The organism is Borreliella californiensis, assembly GCF_014205885.1.
Classification (GTDB): Bacteria; Spirochaetota; Spirochaetia; order Borreliales; family Borreliaceae; genus Borreliella; species Borreliella californiensis.
The window spans coordinates 1-13,087 of record NZ_JACHFB010000005.1; the positions used below are offsets into that span (position 1 = coordinate 1).

General features: G+C 26.9%; 13 protein-coding genes and 4 pseudogenes. 5 read left to right on the plus strand and 12 right to left on the minus strand.

What is annotated here, in order from left to right; all coding sequences use genetic code 11:
- Positions 1–55: 55 nt before the first annotated feature.
- Positions 56–172: pseudogene (locus HNP67_RS05665) on the minus strand (helix-turn-helix domain-containing protein); the annotation flags it as partial.
- Between the two features lie 38 nt (positions 173–210).
- Here HNP67_RS05665 and tnpA point away from each other — a divergent pair.
- Positions 211–624 carry an IS200/IS605 family transposase gene (gene tnpA, locus HNP67_RS07215; RefSeq protein WP_184125445.1) on the plus strand — a complete coding sequence of 138 codons (414 nt, stop codon included), beginning with the start codon at positions 211–213 and terminating at the stop codon, positions 622–624.
- 15 nt (positions 625–639) lie between these two features.
- Here the strand turns inward: tnpA and HNP67_RS05655 are convergent, their stop codons facing one another.
- Positions 640–789, minus strand: coding sequence for a hypothetical protein (locus tag HNP67_RS05655; protein ID WP_014023118.1), 150 nt, complete (start codon positions 787–789; stop codon positions 640–642).
- Positions 790–1,307: 518 nt separating this feature from the next.
- Between HNP67_RS05655 and HNP67_RS07210 the strand changes: the two are divergent.
- Positions 1,308–1,886: pseudogene (locus HNP67_RS07210) on the plus strand (BlyB family putative holin accessory protein); the annotation flags it as partial.
- A 45-nt stretch (positions 1,887–1,931) separates the two neighbouring features.
- Complete coding sequence (locus HNP67_RS06975; RefSeq protein WP_418455416.1) at positions 1,932–2,327, plus strand: BlyB family putative holin accessory protein; 396 nt, start codon at positions 1,932–1,934, stop codon at positions 2,325–2,327.
- 434 nt (positions 2,328–2,761) lie between these two features.
- On the opposite strand, the pseudogene HNP67_RS05645 reads toward HNP67_RS06975, so the two are convergent.
- From HNP67_RS05645 to HNP67_RS05630, 4 genes and pseudogenes are all read right to left on the minus strand, one after another.
- A pseudogene (locus HNP67_RS05645) lies at positions 2,762–2,953 on the minus strand (P52 family lipoprotein); the annotation flags it as partial.
- 162 nt (positions 2,954–3,115) lie between these two features.
- The gene (locus HNP67_RS05640) at positions 3,116–3,295 is read right to left on the minus strand and encodes a hypothetical protein (protein ID WP_184125509.1); all 180 of its coding nucleotides are present in this window, start codon (positions 3,293–3,295) and stop codon (positions 3,116–3,118) included.
- Entirely contained in the window at positions 3,282–4,460 is a 1,179-nt protein-coding gene (locus HNP67_RS05635) for an MFS transporter (RefSeq protein WP_184125447.1), read from the minus strand. The genes HNP67_RS05640 and HNP67_RS05635 overlap by 14 nt, the downstream gene beginning before the upstream one ends.
- Positions 4,457–5,497, minus strand: a complete 1,041-nt coding sequence (locus HNP67_RS05630) for a ThiF family adenylyltransferase (RefSeq protein WP_184125449.1) — start codon at positions 5,495–5,497, stop codon at positions 4,457–4,459. The genes HNP67_RS05635 and HNP67_RS05630 overlap by 4 nt, the downstream gene beginning before the upstream one ends.
- A gap of 141 nt (positions 5,498–5,638) precedes the next feature.
- Between HNP67_RS05630 and HNP67_RS07095 the strand changes: the two are divergent.
- Together HNP67_RS07095 and HNP67_RS05620 are read left to right on the plus strand one after the other, a co-directional pair.
- A pseudogene (locus HNP67_RS07095) lies at positions 5,639–5,905 on the plus strand (type ISP restriction/modification enzyme); the annotation flags it as partial.
- 83 nt (positions 5,906–5,988) lie between these two features.
- Positions 5,989–6,480 (plus strand): P13 family porin, encoded by a 492-nt coding sequence (locus HNP67_RS05620; protein WP_184125451.1) that lies wholly within the window; start codon positions 5,989–5,991, stop codon positions 6,478–6,480.
- A gap of 181 nt (positions 6,481–6,661) precedes the next feature.
- Here the strand turns inward: HNP67_RS05620 and HNP67_RS05615 are convergent, their stop codons facing one another.
- From HNP67_RS05615 to HNP67_RS05590, 6 genes are all read right to left on the minus strand, one after another.
- Positions 6,662–7,216, minus strand: coding sequence for a chromosome replication/partitioning protein (locus HNP67_RS05615; protein ID WP_184125453.1), 555 nt, complete (start codon positions 7,214–7,216; stop codon positions 6,662–6,664).
- Positions 7,217–7,298: 82 nt separating this feature from the next.
- The gene (locus tag HNP67_RS05610; RefSeq protein WP_184125455.1) at positions 7,299–8,060 is read right to left on the minus strand and encodes a ParA family protein; all 762 of its coding nucleotides are present in this window, start codon (positions 8,058–8,060) and stop codon (positions 7,299–7,301) included.
- Complete coding sequence (locus tag HNP67_RS05605) at positions 8,036–8,611, minus strand: DUF226 domain-containing protein (protein ID WP_184125457.1); 576 nt, start codon at positions 8,609–8,611, stop codon at positions 8,036–8,038. Before HNP67_RS05605 ends, HNP67_RS05610 begins: the two co-directional genes overlap by 25 nt.
- Positions 8,612–8,629: 18 nt before the next feature.
- On the minus strand, positions 8,630–9,322 hold the full coding sequence (locus HNP67_RS05600; protein ID WP_184125460.1) for a plasmid maintenance protein: 693 nt from the start codon (positions 9,320–9,322) through the stop codon (positions 8,630–8,632).
- A gap of 265 nt (positions 9,323–9,587) precedes the next feature.
- A complete protein-coding gene (locus HNP67_RS05595; protein WP_184125462.1) occupies positions 9,588–12,890 on the minus strand; it encodes a tape measure protein in 3,303 nt (1,100 codons plus the stop codon).
- A complete protein-coding gene (locus HNP67_RS05590; RefSeq protein ID WP_071983787.1) occupies positions 12,887–13,084 on the minus strand; it encodes a hypothetical protein in 198 nt (65 codons plus the stop codon). Before HNP67_RS05590 ends, HNP67_RS05595 begins: the two co-directional genes overlap by 4 nt.
- Positions 13,085–13,087: the final 3 nt, after the last annotated feature.

A 13,087-nucleotide genomic window follows, 5' to 3' on the forward strand; every position in this document is an offset into this window, starting at 1 on the left:
ATTTATTATTAATTAGTATAAATAGATATATACGTGAACTACTAATTTATATAATCTTATCACTTAACATTTTGTTATACAAAAATCTTACACATCCAAATACTTTTGAAAAATATTTTTTTTGATTATTGTTAGGATATATTCTATGCTTATAAGCTTTATTAATACCCATATGTTCTATTATTTTAGAATATTTTATACTTAGTGTATATGTCACAAAAGCTAAATTTTAATAATCACTGCATATATTCAATTAATTATCATCTAATATTAGTTACTAAATATCGGCATAAATGCATAAATGCTAAGCTTTCATCTTCTCTTTGCCAAATAATAATTAATATATGTTATTTATGGAAAGTAACCCTTAATGAATTCAACCATGATAAAGATCATATTCATTTATTACTAGAATTTACTCCCAATATTCAACCTTCTAAATTCATCAACAATCTAAAAACAGTATCTTCAAGGCTTATAAGAAAAAAATATTCTACTTATTTAGATAAGTATTACTGGAAACCTTATTTTTGGTCTAGAAGTTATTGCCTTATCTCTACTGGAGGAGCTTCTATTGATTTCATCAAAAAGTATATTCAAAATCAAAACAAATCTATTTATTAGCAAATTCATCTCCACCTAAATTTCATAGAAATTATAGGTGGGGAATTCTTTGTTATTTTTAGTTAAATTTTTATCTATATTAGTATCTAAATTATATAAATTACCAATAATATTATGTTCAATTCTATCATTAAGAAATAATTTTTTTTTATTTTTTTTGCTCATATATATATCCTCCACATACTTAATTATGTCATATTTATAACTACAGTAAACTACACCACTTTCCCTTATTCTTTATGAAATAATTATTTTGATGATTTATAACTACAGTAAACCTATCACTTTGTTTAAATAGATATATAGGTATTTGTAGACTATGTTACCCCTTACAACTATAAGATATTTTTTAAAATCTATTTTTATTTCTTTTGCATGATTTACTGTATATATGTTTGTTTTATAAAAAATAGCAATATATTTATATACATAATAATATGAATCTTATAAAGATTAGATAATTTGAAAATATTCTACAAGTAGAGAATATGAAAAAAAATATTTTAGCAACATACTCTTAATGCTATTAAGTTTATCATCATATGATACAAATACTATTAATAAATTAACAAATAAAACAAAAGAAAACTTTTTAAAAAATCTAAGCATAGATTTTTTAAAAAATTGTAAATTAAGAAATTTGATTGATTTAATTTTGAAAGGCAATAATTATGACTAGAAAAATGTTTGTTGTTTATGCTATTCTTGCACTAACAAGTTGCTGTAAGAATTATGAAAGTAATGTAGAGCTAAAAAACCAAATTGAAGAATTTTTAAATACAAAAGAAATAGCTCAGAACGTTGTTAAAGATTCGAGATTAGAAGAGGCTGAAAAAAAAATTCAAGAATTAACGAATAAAATAAATGAAAAAGATAAAGAACAATTTGGGCATAAATTAGAAAAAATTAAAGATAGATCGGAAAAGAAACAAGAAAATATAAAACAAGAATCAGAAACAATTAAAGAAAAATTAAAAAACCTATTTAAATATTATAATATATCTGTACCAATTCCTAAACTACCCAAAAATTATCTTGAACTCGGACTTACGTCTATATCGAATCTTATTAACGTATTTTCTGAATCCAAAAATGAATTTGGATGGGCTGCACGTAAAGGATTCTTTTTGGTTTATGCACTGTATGATCATTACATATTAATCTATAAATCAAATATGGAAAGACTTGAAAGTGCATTAACTCCAACAACAATAACTAAAAAACTCGATCCAATAAATGAAAAAATCATTGGGGTTATTGATTCAATTAAATCTATTGAATATAAATCGGAAAATAAACCAGAAACAATTAACGAAAAATCAAAAACCCTATTTAAAGATAATCTTGAACTCGGACTTACGTCTATATCGAATCTTATTGAAATACTTTCTAAATTTGAAAATGAATTTGGAGAAGTTGCACACAAAGGATTTTCTTTGGTTTATGATTTGTATTCCTATTACACATCAATCTATAAATCAAATATGGAAAGACTTGAAAGTGCATTGACTCCAACAATAACTAAAAAACTCGATCCATTAAATGAAAAAATCAATAAGGTTATTGATTTGGTTAATTCTGATGATAAAAATCTCAAAATACATAATGGTCTAAAATTTGATGAATCAGGAACACCTATTTATAAAAAACAAGAAATATCAAAAATTAAAAATCTCACATCATCAATGTATAACATAAATTGAATATGAAAACCTAATTTTCAAACAAATTAGCACCAAAAGCAGAAGATTTATTAAAAATTATCACCGGCTTATAGTTAAGCTGATTTAAAAAGCTTAAAAAGTGATTTAGGAAAAATCAAAGAATATCTTGAAAATCTTAAAAAGAAAGAGATAGATTCCAAAGCTATAAAATGGGGAGAATATTTAATGTAGATTGTCCTCAATTAATAGTTTTTAATATTTAATTAATATTAAAAAATTAAGAATCCCTAAATATAGAGGATTTTTATTTTATCAAAAAAGAAAAGCCATAGAAAATAAAATTTAAGAATGCCTTATCTTATTAAGATACTAAAAATCTTATTTTAAAAAAAATAATTTATAACTAAAAGCCCAATATTTTATATAATTTCATTCATTAATCCTTACATAGACATTAATACTAAAAATGAAAATTATCTTAAAGCATACTGTTCTATTCCTTTCTTCACTTTAAAATATTGTTCATCAATAGTGGGCCTAGGCATAAAAACCTCCCTCCCATTATAAAAATATTCATTTCCCCCTTCACCAGAATACTTAATATCTGGAGAATATAAAGCCCTTATGCATGAATAAAGCCAATAAACTTCGTATTTAAATTTATTTTATTAGCACTCATTATTTTTTATAATTATAATACTATATTTTAACTTGCGTTACAAATTCATCTCCACCTAAATTTCATAGAAATTATAGGTGGAGTATTCTTTGTTATTTTTAGATAAAATTTTACTATCTTTAAAAATTGCAATATCCACTATTTAGGATTACGCTGCGTTATGCTTATACATTCTTCTTAAATAATTCTCATATCCTTTTATTAAAGATGAAATATAATCTTCTCCTTTTTTATTTTTAAAAACCTTAAACTCATTAAGTAAGGTTACAAAATCTTCTTTGGAATTGCTCACATCCATTTTTAAATAGATGTTTTTAGCTTTTTCCATTATTTTTAAATTTATATGTCACAATAACAGACATTATACAAAAAATAAGTATTAATAAAATAAATGCATTTATAGCACTTATAAAATTAGTTAAAATTGAACATATGGCTAATGCTAAAACTGAAAATATACGAGATAATGTACTATTAACAGAGGTTATAGTTCCTAAAACTTTTGAATCCACATTTTTTCTTAAAAAATATTCTAAATTATTAGAATAAATAGAAATTAAAATTACCAAAAATATTACCATGGTGATAAATATGTAAATATGTGTAACTATTTTTATTAAAACTGATAACAAAAATATCATAGCTAAAATAGCATAAATATCATATTTTGAATGTTTAATTTTTCTAAATGTCCATGCTCCCACAATATCTGACAAGCGAAACAGTATATATATAATTCCAAATATACTAATAGATATATTCTTATCAGCAAAAATTACTTGCCAGTATAAATAAAAAGGTTGATAAAAAAATTGAATAAGGCTATTTAAAATAAATAATTCTAAAAGCTCTTTGGATTTTAATAAAATTATTATTTTTTTTTTAAACTTTGCAAGATATAAAGCTAAATCTTCTTTACTACGCTCATGATCTGTACTTTTATCATTAGGTATGAAAAAGATTGTAATTAAAGAAGATATTAAATATATTAATAATGAAATTAGATAAATTTTTACATCGATATATAAATATAGTACACTTCCAATATATCCCCCTAAAATAGCACTAATACTTAGTATCATTTTTACAGATGACATAAAAGCTTTTAGCTTTTTTGAATCATTTTGGTATAGTTTAGTAAAACTAATATCGATTGTCCCGGTGTTAATAGCAGCTGACATCCCATATATAAACCACGAAATACAAAGAAGTATGAATGAAGAAGCTTTAAAAATAATAAAATAAGAAATCATTAGCAAGAAAATTGATACTAAGTAAACAATTTTTCTATCAAAAATATCTGATATTACACCTGATGGAAATTCAAAAATAATAATTGCTGCCATGTAAAAAATTTGTACTATAGTAATATCTTTTAATGACAATCCTTTATTTATTAAAATAATAGTTAGTACAGCATGGGGCAACGTTCTTGCAAGTTCTAATAAAAATAACGAATCAAAATAATATCTTTTATGTTTACTTTCTATCATAAATCTTTATTACACTTGCAGGATTTATTTTTAAAAATATCAATAAAATGAAATGAGAAATTATGATTACTGATACCAATTCGTTTATTTAAAGAATTAATTTTTCCATATTCATTGCCGAAATAAAATATGATATCAATAATAGCCATACTCGATGCAATTGCATTATTAGTAAAAAAAGAGGGAGCTTGATAATCTTTATTTGCTAATATTATTTTACTTTCTAATTTAGAAGTTGTTGACTTTTTTATAACTCCTATGTCAGTACAATAATAGCAAGATGAGATATTTGGAATATAAAATGGACCAATAACTGAAAAATCATTAAGATATCCAATATTTATAAGTGGAATGGAATTTTCAATACAAAATTTATTAACTAAAGGTAAACAGTAGTCATCATCCGCTGACAGCACTATTAATGCTGGTTTAATTTTTGAGTTAATCAAAATATTTTTTAATAATTTTACAGAAACTTTTTCCTTATAGGCTTTAGTTTGAATGGCTTTGTTTAGCGATTTTATTTTTTCTTCAATTACATCTACTTTGTTAGATCCTATATCATCATGATTAAATAAAAACTGTCTATTTAAATTGGATTCTTCTATTTCGTCTTCATCTATAAAAGTTATAGCCCCTAATCCTAAAGTAGAAAGAGAATAAGTCATAAAATTTCCAATACCGCCACATCCCACTATAATGATATGCTCTTTTTCTAAACTAAAACTTTCTGGATTTTCAAGTAAAAGATCTAAAAAATATTTATTTTTAAAGCAAGCTCTATTCTTCGGATGTTCATAAAAAGGAATTAATACTTTATTCTCTAATGCTAATTTTACAGTTTCGTCGCTAATATTATTTTCAGTAGCAAATAATATTAATTCTTTATATGTTTTTTTATTTTTTGCAAATATTGCAATATCAAGCAAATGTTCAAAAACATTATCACTCACTTTAATTTGAAAGTTACCCAAATTAACAAGATTGCCAGAAATTGATTTATTAAAAAATGAAGTTGGATTTTTTATATAAACCATTTTATACCCCCTAACATTTAAGACTAGGTGTATTAAATATTTAAAATAATACAACAAAACCTAGTCTTAAATATTAATTAAATTTCTTGCCTAACATAATTGCACCCCCTTATATTATTAGAATAGCATAAAGAAGAAACAAATGAGCTTTACTATAACCAAACTTCTAGATTTACTAATGTTCCCAAGAAGGTGTATAACTATACTATTGGGAGTTACCAAACTCTAAAAAGTTACTTAACTTATAGAAAAGGCAGAAAAATGTCCCCAAAAGAAGTTGAACATCTCGAAAAAGTCATCAAAACAATTCATTATACAATTGGCATACAAAAAGAAATAGACAGCATAATTTCAAATCTAAAAGAATTTAATGGAAACTCTACAAACTCCACATTAAAATCTGCTTAGCACAGCTAAGTAATTCAAATAAAATCTAAAAATTGCGCTACTATTTAATTATCAAAACTTTATTATTAGGAGGTAATATTAATATGAAAAAAATTTTCACATTAATATTAATTTTTAGTTCAACAATGCAAATCTTGGCACAAGACAAACTTGAAAAAGGAGTTGATGATATTGCAACTGTAATGAAATATGAAAGTGAAAAAGCAACCGTACTAGCACCATTACTTTTGAATATCTTTTTGTCTTTAGGGATAGGATCTTTTGTTCAAGGAGATTATATTGGCGGTGGAGCACTGCTTGGTTCTCAAATACTTGGAGGAATACTTATAATAACCGGGAAGCTTATTACAGCAACAAAAGACGAAGCAACAGAAATGACCGGATTGACACTAACGGGTATAGGAAGTCTTACGGTTTTAGCATCCTACATTACTGGAATTATTATTCCATTTAAATTTGCAAATAAACACAACGCTAATCTTAAAAAAAGACTCGGCATTGCTCTTGCGGGGTTTGAACCCAATTTTGATATTGGAATAAACGGATTTCAGCTATCCTTTAAAAAAGCCTATTGAAAAAATATAAGACAATAACCCCTGTAATCTAATAATAAATAGGTTTTGTTGAAAACTTTCAATTAAAAGCACTCAACAAAACCTATTACTAGGTTTTAAATTGACAATTAGGATCGTATCAGTTTAAAAATACAACCTCTGGTAATTGTACAAAAATTGCTTAAATTTTGCAAGCACTTGCTTATATGTTTTGCTTTGTTTTTTTTAAATTTAAATCACAGTATTCTTTTAATATCTTGTTTAAATAATCTTTATCACTAGAAAAAATCTTATCTAACAAATACCCCGTAAATTTAGCATTGCTTTTATAGAAATCGTAACTATCTCGTCTTTTAAGCTGAAATCTTAATGGTTTTATTGAATTTTGAATTGACTTTTTATCTACCACCTCTTTTGATTTTATATTTCTATAAATTTCTATCATCCCTTTGTCTCTAATTTCTTTTATACTTACATCTCCTTTTAAAACTCGTTCATATATTTTTAAATATAAATAAGCTTGAGTCCTAGCAATTAAAAATTCTTCAATAAAAGACTTGAAACTCACATGCCCATCAATACGATAAAGTTTTTTATTTTTTATGTTGTACAATATTTCCATGATTTTAATTTTATTTTCAATATCATTAACCATACTCTTTTTTAAAGCATGCTTATAGTTTTCATACTCCTCCTCCTCGGAAATACCCATCAATCCTTCTTCTCTATCATTCAAAATGATTAAATCTTTAGACATCCCTAAAACGCTCCTTAAAAAAAATATGCTTTAAACAGCAGCATTTGTTCGTTTGCGAACAAACGAACAAAATAAAATAAAATTAAATACCTAATATATTTTTTAAGGCTTCTAAACATTCTTGATAATAAGGTTCTTTAACATTGGGTTCTTGTAAATTATTTGCAAACACCTTGACTTTATTATAAAAATGAACTTTTCCTTTAATATATTTGCCGTATTTATCTTTAATTGAATTTTCAATACTTTTAAAAGTATTTCTGTTTTTCATGAATTGATTTTCAATTATGGATATGTCAATATCTTTATCTAGGTACATTGAAACTTTCTCAATATATTTCATTAAGATAGATAGGCTTTCAACAGAAAATCTTTCAACTTGAATAGGAATAATAAGTTTATTAGTAATATTAAGAGCATTATCTAAAAGAGAATCCAAATTGGGTGGCGTGTCAATTATCACATAATTAAAACTATAATTGGGCAATACTCTTTCTAGCCTATGCTTTAAAAAAAGTTCTTTATAGGAAGTATTCTCCTTGTTAAAAAGGTGTAAACTGGGATGAGAAGGAATAAGATATACATTATCATGTATTTTGGTCAAATATTTATCTAAATTAGCATTTGAGTCTTCTTTTAAAAAAGAATAAACATTGTTTTTGCTCAAACTCTTTATATACTTAAAAAAATAACTAGTTAAACTATTTTGGGGATCAAAATCTACAAGCAAAACCTTTTTATCAAAACTTTTCAAAACAAAACTAAATATAATAGTTAAAACACTTTTTCCAACGCCCCCTTTAATATTTGCAATGCTAATTATTTCTGGTTTTTTGTTATCCATTTAATTATAATTCCTCCATTTGATAAATTTTTATTGTAGAATCTGTATACTTTATGTTCTAGATTAATTATTCTCTCTAATAGATTTTGAGCATATTTTTTTTTAAATTTTTCTTTTTTTGTTAAAGCGTGAATTGCTTTTATATAACAAAAAACACTTCCTTTCTTATATCTAAATTCTATGTAATGGATTTTATACATAGGTATAGTTTTGATAGCTTTTGTAATAACATCTTTATATTTAAAAAAAAGTGGCCTTGTTAATCTTTTAAATCCATAAAACATTCCCAAAAATTCATCATTAATACTCTCTTTAATTCTAAATAAATGAAAATTACTTTTTTCATTTATATCAAATAAATTCCTTAATGTAATAAAAAATTTATTTTCGTTTCTTTGATTTATACCAAATGTATAAATATCTCTAAATATTTTTGTATGATATAATGTTTTGTTATTTATTTTCTCTTTTTTTATGAAAATATTGTTTTTCTTTTTTAGCAATCCAATTTCCATTTCTTTGTATTTTAGACCTTCTAATATTTGATTCATATTTTAACCACAAATCTCTCATTTGTCGTAACATATTTGATTTTTAATTCTTTTTAACCATTCTTTTGTCTCTATCCTTTTATATAAATATTTTCTTTTGTTATAATTTTCTTTAACCTTATCTAAGAAATTTATTTTTTTAAATTTTAATAAAGTTTTTATTTTTGAATCTATGAAATTTAAATTTTCATTTTTTGTTTTGTGTAAAATTTTTTCTTTATTATTTATATGTTTTTTATTATTTATAATATGACTGACATTTTTAGTTGCATTCTTTAGACTAAAAGCCCTAACCCCTTTATTTTTGAAGTATTTTTTTTGTGTTTCTTTTGTAAATTTATATATTGCGTTAGCATCATGTTCAATAGTATTTTGCTTATCTTTAAGTACACAGTTTAAATTATTATTACTATATTTGTTGACTGAATATCTTATATATGAACCATTCCCTTCTCCTAATCTTAATAAAGTTTTTTTAATAATACTTTTATCACATAACCAAGTTAAATCTTTTCTAAGGGTTCTTAGTGCAATCTCCTTAAGTCCATCTTGGGCTAGAAAATAATTTAATGTATTTAAAATAAATTTTTGATTATATCTAATAGCATTTTTCTGGAAATACTTAAGTATTGATAAGATTTTGTAATATCTGATTTGATATTTTTTTAATAGATTTGCATTGGTTTGAATTTTAAGGTTGTCTATTTTCATTCTATACTCCTAACTGTATTTACAATTATGCTTATGATACACAATTTTAATTGGAAAGTAAATATTTGAGAATGAACATCTTTTTATTTAAAAATAATTCTTTTATTCCACTAGTAGAATAGAAGAAAAAGACCATTAGCAAAGGCTAAAGGTCTTTTTCAAGGTATTGATAGTTGCATAATAAATTATGCAACTATCAATGCTGATATTATATACTAAAAAAGATAAAATATCAAGTAATTTGAAAATTTTTTTACATTTTTTTCTACTCTGCCATTCTAAATCCCATTAGATGTTCTTTTGATTTTAGCATTCTAACTAATTTTTCAGCATCAAGCACATCTCCATTAAAGTTATAGTAAAAATTATTTATAACTGTACTGCTTTGGGTTTTTTGTAATTTGGTAATTTCTTCTGCAATAATTTTAGCTTCAAGTTTGCGTAAATTTTCATCTATTGGTGCAGGAGTTATTCTTACTAATTCGGGTTGACCAAACTCACTAGACATTACACCTGAGTTTGGCATATATGTTGGTTTATTCGAAACAAACCGTGCACCACCACGAGCAAGTTTTATCTCCTCAATAGATCCGGCTGATTTTACTTTTGCAATTCTTTTAAGTATCTCATCTAAAATTTTTTGCGTCTTTTTTAACCTATCATACTTGCCCAAATTCCACGAACTTTCAGCATTTACTTTATCAACTTCGGCCTGTGCTTTTATTCGTTCGGGCTCTAGTTTAGAAAGTTTGTTTTTGCGTTCTACTTCTATTTTTTTAGTCTCTTCGGTTTTAGTAAGTTGAGTGGTTTCTATATCTTTTTTTGTTTTATATTCTGTTTGTACATCGTGTAATCTTTTTTGAAATTCTTCACCAGATATTTGTCCTTTACTTTGAGCTTGTTTGAGAAATTCTATTTCTTTAGTGTATTCATCATCTAATTCACTCAATTTTTCTTTTCTCATTTTGATTTCGGCGTCAAATCTCTCTTCAAGCTTTTGAAGTTCGACTTCACTTCGTTTTTCAAGTTCTTCCAAATCTTCGTCCCGTTGTTTTTCAATTGCTTTAATTCTCGCTTTTTCTTGCCCCTTGAAAAGTCCCCAAATAAAATCGGTCAATCCTGTTATAAGCTCCGCAATGGCTGTTCCAGCAGGTCCAAACATTGCTCCAAAAGCTTTTACTCCACTTTTCCAAGATTCGTACATTTGTGTTGTCATTTTTTCTAAAACTTCACCAAAATTCACATCCTCCCCATTAATAGCATTATGAATTTCTTCTCCAATACTTTCTCCCATATCCTTATTCAAAAATTTGCCCACTATATCTTTTATAAAGGCATTTGAGAAGGCTTCTAGGCCGTCTATCATGCTGTCATATAAGCTTTTTGTCGTATCTTTAGCTTTCTCAGCCATTTGTTTCATAGAGTTTTGGTTGGTTTCATTTAGCTTTTCGAATTCTGATTTGTGCTCATCCACGAATTTTTTATACATTGTTTGAATTTTGGATGCCATCTTTTTTTCAGCACTTGCTCTTTCTTTTGCTGGAAGTAGCATTGTTTTCCACTCTAAGTCGGTTATTTCTTTTTGCAGAGCTTTTTGAGCTTCAACAAAAGATCGATCTAAAGCGGTTTTTTCAAATTCATTAACCTGCTTTTCAAGTGCGACTACAACTTGCCTGTTAGACTCGTTCAGAGTTTCTAAACTTTTTCCATATTTTTCTACGAACGCTTTGTTCTTTTCATTGATTTCATCATTAAGCTTCTGTAAAGCACTTACTTGATCTGTATGGGGCGTGGTTTTGATTATTTCCCTTTCACGACTTTCTTTTTTTTTTAGTAACTTTTGGTACTCATTCACAAAATCATAATTGGAGTTATTGAACTCATTTACTGATTTTTCAACTCCGGCTAAAATTTTCTTGTTCTCGTCCGATAAATCGTCAAAAGTTTTGGAGTATTCATTTATAAATTGTTGGTTTTTTTCCTTTATTGTTTTTTCAAGCTTCCTTAAGGCTTGTTCTCGTGCTTTCCCGATATTTTTATGGTCTTGATAGATTTTCCTCTGCTCATTAAATATTTCGTCTTGCAGCTTTTGATAGTCTTCTGCCATTTTCTTGTTAAAATTGGTTTTTGCATTTGGATCAAACTTTTTATCCCTTTCGGGTTCGGGACTGGAAGTGTCTTTTTCTTTTTCGGTCTTTTTCCAAAAAGTAACCAGATTTTTCAATTTTGTATACGTTTTGGATATCATATCTATCAACTTTTGAACCAATTTGATAATGGGCTCAAACGCTCCCTGAAAACGATTTAAAAATCCACTAGAAACATATGTTGCAAGTTCTTTTAGCTTGCCAATTACGTATTTGATTCCCTCGTAGAGTTTCACAAAGGGCGTGGTAATGGCCTTGAACAACATTTTTATACCTTGCACCCACTTACCGGTAAGATATACTACAAGCTCACCCAATTTGGTAGTTAAGTATATTGTAGCTGTAGTCACCTTGGTCAAAGGAACCATGATTGCTACCATAAGAAATTGTTTTACTTTTTCAAATCCAATCATCATTGGCTCTAGAGCTTTTCCAATGTCTAAGAAAAGCTTTTCGCTCATTTTAGCAGTTTGCTGTTGAGCTTGAGCTAAAGTTTTTGCTTCTTTGGCCGTTTTGCCGTAAAATTTACCACCTTCGCTAGTGGCCTTAGAAAGAGCCTTATTTAGAGTCTCGAATCCTATTTTTCCATCGCTCGCTGCCTTATATAATGCTTTTCCAGCTAAACCAGCTTCTTCTGCCAAAATGTCTGTAATGTCAACACCCGCGTCACGAAGTGCATACAAATCTTCTAAATTCACTTGATTACTCGATTCTACACGAGAATATACTTCGGCTAATTTCTCAAGCCCCTCGCTACTTCCACCAGCAGCCTCCCCAAACATTTTAATTCTCTCTTCAACTTCACTCGCAGTTGCACCATAAGAAAGCATTGTTTTAGCAGCATTAGCAATAGCGTCTCTAGTAAAAAGAGTTTCATCGCCAAAAGCTCTCATTGATTCTGCTAAAGATTTTCCAAGTTTTTCATTTCCAAGCATATCGGAAAACGTTGACACTTCTTCGTTGAATTCATCAAGAGCATCCATAGCACCATCAAAAATTCCACTTATTGTAGAGCCGATTGCTTGTAGAGCTTTTACAGCTATAATAATTGGGGCAAAAGCCGCCAACATTTGGTTGAATGCTTCACCAGTTTTGTTTGCTAAATTCTTTACACTTCCTAAGCCTTTTCCAACACTTTTTAGAACTTTGCCTATACTTTTCATGCCGCCAGCTTTAGAACTTACAGAATCAACAGAATTTGCAAGAGATTTGAAGTTTTTACTAGCATTCTGCGAACTTTTATTTAAAGCTTTTTCTAAATTTGATCCAGATGTAGTAGATTTTTCTAATTTTGACTTCAAATCATCCAGACTTGAAAATTTTTGTTCGGCAATTTTTTTTAGAGTTTCTGCTATTGAGTCCAGCTTTTCATTGTTGCTGATCGACATTGATAGCGGAATTATTATTTCATCAAGTTTCATCTACTTATGCTCTCGCTCTCAAGATTTTTGATGTACAAATTGAGTTCGTTCAAAACTAAAACAAACCAGTAATTTTGCTCAAAAAGACCGCCCCTATTGGGCAAGCTGCCAATACTTTTTGAAAGTAAGGCTTGATTCAGTAAATGCAGAATAGCATCCTCATTATATTTAATCCAGGGAAGTTCCTTTTTCATATT

Coding starts and splice junctions, on each gene's coding strand:
- tnpA (WP_184125445.1), top strand. CDS start 211: ATGTCACAAAAGCTAAATTTTAATAATCACTGCATATATTCAATTAAT.
- HNP67_RS05655 (WP_014023118.1), bottom strand. CDS start 789: ATGAGCAAAAAAAATAAAAAAAAATTATTTCTTAATGATAGAATTGAA.
- HNP67_RS05640 (WP_184125509.1), bottom strand. CDS start 3,295: ATGGAAAAAGCTAAAAACATCTATTTAAAAATGGATGTGAGCAATTCC.
- HNP67_RS05635 (WP_184125447.1), bottom strand. CDS start 4,460: ATGATAGAAAGTAAACATAAAAGATATTATTTTGATTCGTTATTTTTA.
- HNP67_RS05630 (WP_184125449.1), bottom strand. CDS start 5,497: ATGGTTTATATAAAAAATCCAACTTCATTTTTTAATAAATCAATTTCT.
- HNP67_RS05620 (WP_184125451.1), top strand. CDS start 5,989: ATGAAAAAAATTTTCACATTAATATTAATTTTTAGTTCAACAATGCAA.
- HNP67_RS05615 (WP_184125453.1), bottom strand. CDS start 7,216: ATGTCTAAAGATTTAATCATTTTGAATGATAGAGAAGAAGGATTGATG.
- HNP67_RS05610 (WP_184125455.1), bottom strand. CDS start 8,060: ATGGATAACAAAAAACCAGAAATAATTAGCATTGCAAATATTAAAGGG.
- HNP67_RS05605 (WP_184125457.1), bottom strand. CDS start 8,611: ATGAATCAAATATTAGAAGGTCTAAAATACAAAGAAATGGAAATTGGA.
- HNP67_RS05600 (WP_184125460.1), bottom strand. CDS start 9,322: ATGAAAATAGACAACCTTAAAATTCAAACCAATGCAAATCTATTAAAA.
- HNP67_RS05595 (WP_184125462.1), bottom strand. CDS start 12,890: ATGAAACTTGATGAAATAATAATTCCGCTATCAATGTCGATCAGCAAC.
- HNP67_RS05590 (WP_071983787.1), bottom strand. CDS start 13,084: ATGAAAAAGGAACTTCCCTGGATTAAATATAATGAGGATGCTATTCTG.